Origin of the sequence: Shinella sp. JR1-6 (assembly GCF_004284735.1) — a bacterium.
GTDB lineage: Bacteria > Pseudomonadota > Alphaproteobacteria > Rhizobiales > Rhizobiaceae > Shinella.
In genome coordinates, this window is record NZ_SHMI01000114.1 from 1 (window position 1) to 1205 (window position 1205).

The 1205-nt window shown below is 67.7% G+C and carries 1 protein-coding gene; it reads left to right on the plus strand.

The annotated features are described in order from the left end of the window. Window positions 1-192: 192 nt before the first annotated feature. A partial coding sequence (locus EXZ48_RS34615; RefSeq protein WP_130521600.1) for a M81 family metallopeptidase occupies window positions 193-1205 on the plus strand: 1013 nt, incomplete at its 3' end.

Here is a 1205-nt window from a genome sequence, read left to right on the forward strand (position 1 = left end):
ATCCATTGACTTCCGAAGAAATTGCCGCATTATCGAGAAAACAAATTACATCGCCTCTGCGATGATCACTGACGGGAACTTTGCGATCCAGAACACGGCTTCATGCCGTTCGGCCAGGCACACCGGCGCGGCACGCGCCGGGCGATGACGGCCGGGCATCGGCCGGCCTGGACGCCTGCGGAACGGACGCCCATGCGCATCTTCACGGCCTCGCTTGCCACCGAGACCAACACCTTCTCCCCCGTCCCCACGGACATGAACGCCTTCAAGGCCGCCTTCTATGCCGGTCCGGGCGAGCATCCCGACACGCCCACGCTCTGCTCCTCCGTCGTGCCGATCCTGCGCCGGCGCGGCCGGGCCGAAGGCTTTACCGTCATCGAGGGCACCGCCTGCTGGGCCGAGCCCGCCGGCCTCATCCAGCGCCGCACCTTCGAGACCCTGCGCGACCGGATCCTCGGCGAGTTGCAGGCCGCCCTGCCGGTCGATGCCGTCGTGCTCGGCCTGCATGGCGCCATGGTCGCCCAAGGCTACGACGACCCGGAGGGCGACCTGCTCGAACGGGTCCGCACGATCGTCGGGCCCGACGTGCTGGTTGCCGCCGAGTTCGACCCGCACAGCCATCTCACCGCCCGGCGCGTCGCTCATCTCGACCTGATGGCGACCTTCCTCGAATTCCCGCACACCGACTTCGAGGAGCGCGGCGAACATGTCGTCGAGCTCGCCCTGCGCACGCTGCGCGGCGAGATCCGCCCCGTCATCTCCACCTTCGACTGCCGCATGATCACCATCTATCCGACGAGCCGCGAGCCGATGCGCTCCTTCGTCGACCGCTTGAAGGCGATGGAGGGCAAGGACGGCATCCTCTCCATCTCCGTCATCCATGGCTTCATGGCCGGCGACGTGCCCGACATGGGCACGCGCATCGTCGTCGTCACCGACGGCGACAGGGCAAAGGGCGCGGCGCTGGCGCAAAGCCTTGGCCACGAACTCTACGGCCTGCGCCACAAGACGGCGATGCCGATGTTCGACACGGAGGCCGGGCTCGACCGGGCGCTTGCCGTGCGCGCCGAACGGCCGGACGTGCCCGTCGTCATCGCCGACGTCTGGGACAATCCGGGCGGCGGGGTAGCGGGTGATGCCACCTATATCCTGCGCCGCATGATGGCGCGGGGCTTTGACAATGTCGCCGTGGCGACGATCTGGGA